This is a genomic window from Corynebacterium sp. (assembly GCF_030826625.1).
In the GTDB taxonomy this organism is placed as follows: domain Bacteria; phylum Actinomycetota; class Actinomycetes; order Mycobacteriales; family Mycobacteriaceae; genus Corynebacterium.
In genome coordinates, this window is sequence record NZ_JAPJNQ010000103.1 from 1 (window position 1) to 5,920 (window position 5,920).

6 protein-coding genes, 1 tRNA gene and 2 pseudogenes are annotated in these 5,920 nt (G+C 57.0%); 7 read left to right on the forward strand and 2 right to left on the reverse strand.

Annotated elements, in window-relative coordinates; all coding sequences use genetic code 11:
* The 5 genes from cmrA to RCH87_RS09910 all read left to right on the forward strand — a co-directional run.
* Positions 1-784, forward strand: a 784-nt coding sequence (gene cmrA, locus RCH87_RS09890) for a mycolate reductase (protein WP_306516536.1), incomplete at its 5' end; no start/stop codon positions are given.
* 40 nt (positions 785-824) lie between these two features.
* Positions 825-1,517 carry an oligoribonuclease gene (gene orn, locus RCH87_RS09895; RefSeq protein ID WP_306516537.1) on the forward strand — a complete coding sequence of 231 codons (693 nt, stop codon included), beginning with the start codon at positions 825-827 and terminating at the stop codon, positions 1,515-1,517.
* A 49-nt stretch (positions 1,518-1,566) separates the two neighbouring features.
* Positions 1,567-1,642: transfer RNA gene (locus tag RCH87_RS09900), tRNA-His, on the forward strand.
* 307 nt (positions 1,643-1,949) lie between these two features.
* Positions 1,950-3,473: a molybdopterin-dependent oxidoreductase gene (locus tag RCH87_RS09905; protein WP_306516538.1), complete on the forward strand. Its 1,524-nt coding sequence runs from the start codon at positions 1,950-1,952 to the stop codon at positions 3,471-3,473.
* A 70-nt stretch (positions 3,474-3,543) separates the two neighbouring features.
* The gene (locus RCH87_RS09910; protein WP_306516539.1) at positions 3,544-3,813 is read left to right on the forward strand and encodes a hypothetical protein; all 270 of its coding nucleotides are present in this window, start codon (positions 3,544-3,546) and stop codon (positions 3,811-3,813) included.
* A 3-nt stretch (positions 3,814-3,816) separates the two neighbouring features.
* Here RCH87_RS09910 and RCH87_RS10445 read toward each other — a convergent pair.
* A pseudogene (locus RCH87_RS10445) lies at positions 3,817-4,125 on the reverse strand (NAD(P)/FAD-dependent oxidoreductase); the annotation flags it as partial.
* Between RCH87_RS10445 and RCH87_RS09915 the strand changes: the two are divergent.
* Positions 4,009-4,734: pseudogene (locus tag RCH87_RS09915) on the forward strand (ornithine cyclodeaminase family protein); the annotation flags it as partial. The pseudogenes RCH87_RS10445 and RCH87_RS09915 overlap by 117 nt on opposite strands.
* A gap of 33 nt (positions 4,735-4,767) precedes the next feature.
* The gene (locus RCH87_RS09920) at positions 4,768-5,436 is read left to right on the forward strand and encodes a GntR family transcriptional regulator (protein ID WP_306516540.1); all 669 of its coding nucleotides are present in this window, start codon (positions 4,768-4,770) and stop codon (positions 5,434-5,436) included.
* A gap of 73 nt (positions 5,437-5,509) precedes the next feature.
* Here the strand turns inward: RCH87_RS09920 and RCH87_RS09925 are convergent.
* Positions 5,510-5,920 (reverse strand): ATP-dependent helicase C-terminal domain-containing protein (locus tag RCH87_RS09925; RefSeq protein ID WP_306516541.1); only part of this gene is annotated, 411 nt, incomplete at its 5' end.

Here is a 5,920-nt window from a genome sequence, read left to right on the forward strand (position 1 = left end):
CCCCCGCCCCGATTCGTACGCCCTGGTCACAGGCGCAAGTCAAGGCATTGGCGAGGCCATGGCACGCGATCTCGCCAAAGCCGGCCACAACCTCATCCTCGTCGCCCGCCGCGAGCAGGTGCTCAACTCGCTTGCCGACGAGCTCACCACCCACGGCATCACGGCTGAAGTCTTTGCCGCAGACCTATCCAACTACGACGAAGTGACGGGTTTGTTGGAATACCTGAAAGATAAAAACGTCTCCATCGCAATAAACTCGGCGGGCATCGCCAGCTTCGGCAAATTCGTCGAGCAAGACTGGGAATACGAGACCAACCAGTTCCATCTCAATGCCACTGCGGTGCACCGCATCACCAACGCCGTCGTCCACCCGATGGTGGCACGCGGCGAGGGCGCAATCTGCAACGTGGGTTCTGCCGCCGGAAATATCCCGATCCCGAATAACGCTACCTACGTATTCACCAAGGCGGGTGTCAATGCTTTTACCGAGGCGCTGCACTATGAGCTCAAAGGCACCGGGGTCAGCTGCACGCTTCTAGCTCCGGGCCCTGTGCGCGATGCGGTGGTGCCGGATGAGGAACAGTCAATCGTCGACAAGGTCGTGCCAGATTTCTTATGGACGACCTACGAGTCGTGCTCAGCCGAAACCCTGGACGCCATGGCGAAAAACCGGCGCCGGGTGGTGCCTGGGCCGCTGTCGAAGGCCATGAATACGCTGAGCCAAATTGTGCCGGTTCCGCTGATTGCGCCGTTGGTCGGCAAATTTTATTCCAAAATGGGCTAAACGAGTACGAGCGTACAAGCGAAAGGAACATTAGTTACACATGACGAACGAGACCGCAGCAGAGACCACCGGGGCCACAGAATCTACCGACACCGCGAACTCTGCGAGCATTCCGGCCAAAAGCAATCGCCTGGTCTGGGTGGATCTGGAAATGACGGGCCTGGACCCCAACCGGCATGTCATCGTCGAGGTTGCCGCGCTGGTCACCGATGCCGAACTCAATATTCTTGGCGACGGCTACTCCGCTGTCATTCACGCCAGCGAGGAAGAACTCGCGGCGATGGATGACGTCGTCGTCCGTATGCATCAGGCTTCGGGGCTGGATAAAGAAATCGCGGAATCGACCACGACAGTCGCCGAAGCTGAACAAGCCGTTTTGGAACTCATTGCGCAACACTGCGAAGCCGATTGGGCAGTACCGCTGGCCGGCAATTCGATCGCTACCGATCGCCGGTTTATCCAGGAATACATGCCTCAGCTAGACCAGCGCCTGCACTACCGCATGGTGGATGTCTCCACCATTAAGGAACTGTCGCGTCGCTGGTTCCCGCGGGCGTATTTCCAGCAGCCAGATAAAGGCCAGGCACACCGCGCACTGGCAGACATTGTGGAATCGATCCGCGAGTTGGACTATTACCGGCGCGCGGTTTTTGTGGATCCGGGTGCGGTTTCTAGCGACGACGCCGCACACGCAAAAGACGCCGCTACCGCCGCTTACCAGCAGTTTTTGTAAATCCACGATCATGCGCTAATCTAGTGCGTGCTGCTTTAGAGCAGCGATGGTGGCTGTAGTTCAGCTGGTAGAGCACTAGGTTGTGATCCTAGGTGTCGCGGGTTCGAGCCCCGTCAGCCACCCCAAAGTAACACCCTCTTGGTCGCGGAAATGCGGCCGAGAGGGTGTTGTCGCGTGGCAGACTACATACATCCGGAACAGAGCGTGGGCGAGACTTTCGCCAGAATAATCCCATTATTTGTTCTATTTTCTGATAACTAACCCTGCACACACAAATAAAAGCTAAGGCTTTTCAAGTATAAATCCCTAGCTCGCCGAGTGTAACCAACTCTCTTTTTCTATTTATAAGTGTTACGTTATAAAAGAGTGTTTTCGAAGATTTTTCTCAATCACGCCCCATGACTGCTACCCCCTTGATTGAAGGAACAGCCAATGGAAATTAATCCAGATTTCCCACTCTGGCTCCGCGCCAGCCACCTCATCAACTTTGTCCTGATCGGCATCCTCCTACGTTCCGGCTGGGAGATGCTCGCCTCCATGCCTCGCCTGTGGTGGCGCAATGACTGCGCACCAGGCACCGAGTGGTTGAAGTTCACCAAGCGTGAGCTTCCCAAAGAAGAAGGCATCTACACCTCCCTAATGGATGAAAAGTCCGCTTCCCCAATTTTCACCCTTCCGGGCCACGAAAACATCGGCTTAGGCCGTCACTGGCACGGCCTAGGCGTGATGCTGTGGGTGCTTAACGGCGTCTTCTACGTCATTATGCTATTTGCCACCGGGCTGTGGAAACGGCTAATCCCAACTTCCTGGGATGTTTTCCCCGAAGCCTGGGACTCGTTCAAAACATACATGTCGTTCACCGCGCCAGGCATCGAACACTTCCAGCCTTACGACGCGTTGCAGCAGCTGACGTACTCATTCGTGATCTTCATCCTGGCTCCGTTCATGATGCTGACCGGCGTCGCAATGTCGCCTGCCGTGCGCCAGTCCATGCCGTGGTACGTAAAAATGTGGGGTGGGCATCAAGGTGCACGTTCCCTGCACTTCATCGGCATGGTGATGATGTCCGGCTTCGTAATCATGCACGTCGGTCTGGTCATGCTGGTACACCGCGATCACAACACCACGAACATGGTCTTCGGCGTTATGTCCACTGAACGCGCAGGCCAGGCGCTTTTCATCATGGTGCTTACCGTCGTGCTGGTCGTCTCTTTCTGGATCGGACTTTCCTACTGGTCGCTGTCGGATCGCGTCCGCGCCCACAATTTCTTGGTGCTTACTACCGAATGGGGCCGCAAAATCTTCCTGCAGAAACTGCGCCCACGCGGAGCTAAGCAGAAAGCCTACACTGACGACGATATTTCGGAATTCCACTGGACCAACGGTCTGCCACCAACGGAAGACGAATCCGAGTACTGGATTGAACAACGCGATAGCAACTGGGACGGCTATGAAATGACAGTCTTTGACGATGTCCGTGACGTCAACAAGACCATCACCTTGGGTGACCTCCGTGCCCTTCCCCAGCACTCGTACATCGCCACCCACACCTGTATGCAGGGATGGTCGGCCACGTCGCGCTGGAGCGGTCCGAAACTTACCGACGCGCTGGAGCTATTAGGCGAACGCCCAGAAGGGGCCCGCTACGTATTAATCGAGTCCTATGGTCTGGCGCAAAAGATGATTGATGATCGTCCCCGTGAGCCATTTTACGCCGCTATTGACCTAGAAACTGCCTACGAAGATGACACCATCCTCGCGCTGGACCGTAATGGCGAACCTATCGATAACCACCTGGGTGCACCGGTGCGGTTGCGCGTAGAATCTAACCACGGATACAAGCACGTGAAATGGGTATCGCGGATCGGCTGGATTAAGGATTACCAGGACTACCAAGATGGTCGTGGTGGAACCCGTGAAGATTCCGCACTGCAAGCCTTTAACGGCCGCATCTAGATACTCTTTTCGGTAGTGCTAGAACCTTTCTAGACCCGTAATTCTGGAAATCGTATTTCCGAGGAGAATAATGGCACCATTACAGACCACGCACTTTGCCGTTGCAAGTGTAGACAATAAAGACGGTGGCAAGACAAGCAAGAAGATTTTGCAGGCGCTTTACGACATCTTCAGCAGCGAAGGGATGGGCTATGCTGCCTTCGAATTCTCCCCGGATGCACCCGCACGGTTGATCATCAAGCACAAAGCTGACCAACAACCAGATATCGACGCACTCAACGCGCAAATGGCGAAGGTCAGCAAAGCGGAAATCTCAGAGGTGCTGTTCAAATCACGGTAGGTTTCATCCCAGCCACGTAAAACGTTCCGGATGAATCTTTGTCATCCAATCGGGCATTGTCTCTCCCGCGATCACACCAGACACCAACTGTGCAGTCCGGGGCGCAAGGCTGATTCCTTGCATCGCATGCCCGGTCGCAACCACGACATTCGGGAATTTCTGCAGCGCACCAATATGCGGCAAACCATCCGGAGTCATCGGACGCATCCCCTGCCACGGATCCAAGGCTCGTATGTGCTTTTCGACGGCACCTCGCTGAGCCCGAAAGCGCTGATCGACGGCATCGCGATCACTAATTTGCGCACCCCGGCTGTCTCGATCTCGTGCACCTATGATTTCTTTGCCGACGAGGACGCTACCTCGCCACTGCGCGTAGCCATTTTCGGCACCGGGCCGCAGGGCCGTGCGCACGCTGCAACCGTAGAATCGACTTTCCCACAGCGCGACTGCTCCATCACCTTCATCTCGCGCACCGAACCAGATGCACTCGATGATTCCTACCACTGGGCGCAAGCGGGCAGCGCCGAAGCCCGTGAGGCCACCCGAGGTGCTGACCTCATCCTGTGCACTACCACTGCCGCAGAGCCAATCGTGCAGAGAGACGACGTGGCCGATAATGCGGTGATCGTCGCTGTGGGCTCGCACTCCCCCGATGCTCGAGAATTATCCACCGATCTAGTGGCAGCATCACACGTAATCGTCGAAGACATGGAAGCCGCCCTGCGTGAAGGTGGCGACATCATCCAGCCGTTGAACGAAGACGCAATCAAGAAAAACGACCTGTTCACCTTCGCCGACGTCGTCAGCGGCAAGGTCACCATCAAGCGTGATAGGCCGATCGCCTTCAAATTCACCGGCATGCCATGGGAAGATCTCGCACTCGCGGAAGCAATCGCCGACAAGCTCGCTTCGCAGCATTAAATCCACCGCAGCTGCCCCTTGTATGCTTTAAGCATGGTCAACGCCCAGATCCCGCAGATTGCTTCGCGCGCAAGCTCCTTGCGCGAGCAAGTCTCCGAATTCATCCGCGCCGGCCTGATTTCCGGTGAGCTCGCCCCCGGCAAGATCTATTCTGCGCCACAATTAGCTGCCCACATGGGAATATCCGCCACTCCGGTGCGCGAAGCCATGCTGTACTTCGAGCGCGAAGGCATGGTCACCAAAATGCGCAATACCGGCTACAAGGTCACTGAGCTTTCCGACGAAATCCTCGACGGAGCAGCCGAAGCCCGCATCCTGCTAGAAGTCCCCACCATGGCGAAGGTCGCCCGCAACTGCACCGGTGAGATCGCAGAAAAAGTCGAAGACTTACGCAACCTCGCCCACGAGCTTAACGACGCCGCCGAACGCGGAGATTTGGTCTCCTACCTGCAAGCAGACCTAAAATTCCACTGCGATTTCCTGGCTTTGGCGGGCAACCCCGTCATCGTGGAAACCGTCTCTAGCCTGCGCACCCGCAGCCGCGTGACTGGGTTGCGTCGTCTAGCAGAAGCTGGCGCACTCGTCGCCAGCTCCCGCGAGCACGAAGCCATGATCGATGCGGCCCTGGAACAAGATGCCGACGCGATGGAAGCCATTGTGCGCACCCACATCGGGCACGTGCGCAAGGAATGGGCCGTGTAGGTTTTCCCACCGGCAGCGTGCGCCCACAGTCCCAGCGGTGCACACCGCCTGCAATCCCGCCACCTGCGGGGTGTTAACTGTTGCGTTGCTTGCGTTGCTTGCCACATTGCAGCTTCGCGTTAGTTTTCGCGGTCGCTGGCGCTGACCACGGATCTTCCGGCCACGGGTGTTTCGGATAGCGCCCACGCATCTCTGCACGCACCCCGGAATACGGCCCGGACCAAAAACTCGCCAGATCATCGGTAATCGCCAGCGGCCTTCCTGCGGGCGAAAGCAAATGAAATTGCACGCGTTTTCCGCAATACACCGGCGATTCCGCCAACCCGAAACACTCCTGCAACTTCACGCTCGCCACCGGCTTCTCGCCTGCCCAGTCCAGGCGCACCGTTCTTCCCGACGGCACCGGCATCCGCTCTGGCGCCAACTCTTCCAAACGGCTCGCTTCCGGCCACGGCAACAACCGCTGCAGCGCAGGGTACACATC

Coding starts and splice junctions, on each gene's coding strand:
- RCH87_RS09910 (WP_306516539.1), top strand. CDS start 3,544: ATGGCACCATTACAGACCACGCACTTTGCCGTTGCAAGTGTAGACAAT.
- RCH87_RS09905 (WP_306516538.1), top strand. CDS start 1,950: ATGGAAATTAATCCAGATTTCCCACTCTGGCTCCGCGCCAGCCACCTC.
- orn (WP_306516537.1), top strand. CDS start 825: ATGACGAACGAGACCGCAGCAGAGACCACCGGGGCCACAGAATCTACC.
- RCH87_RS09920 (WP_306516540.1), top strand. CDS start 4,768: ATGGTCAACGCCCAGATCCCGCAGATTGCTTCGCGCGCAAGCTCCTTG.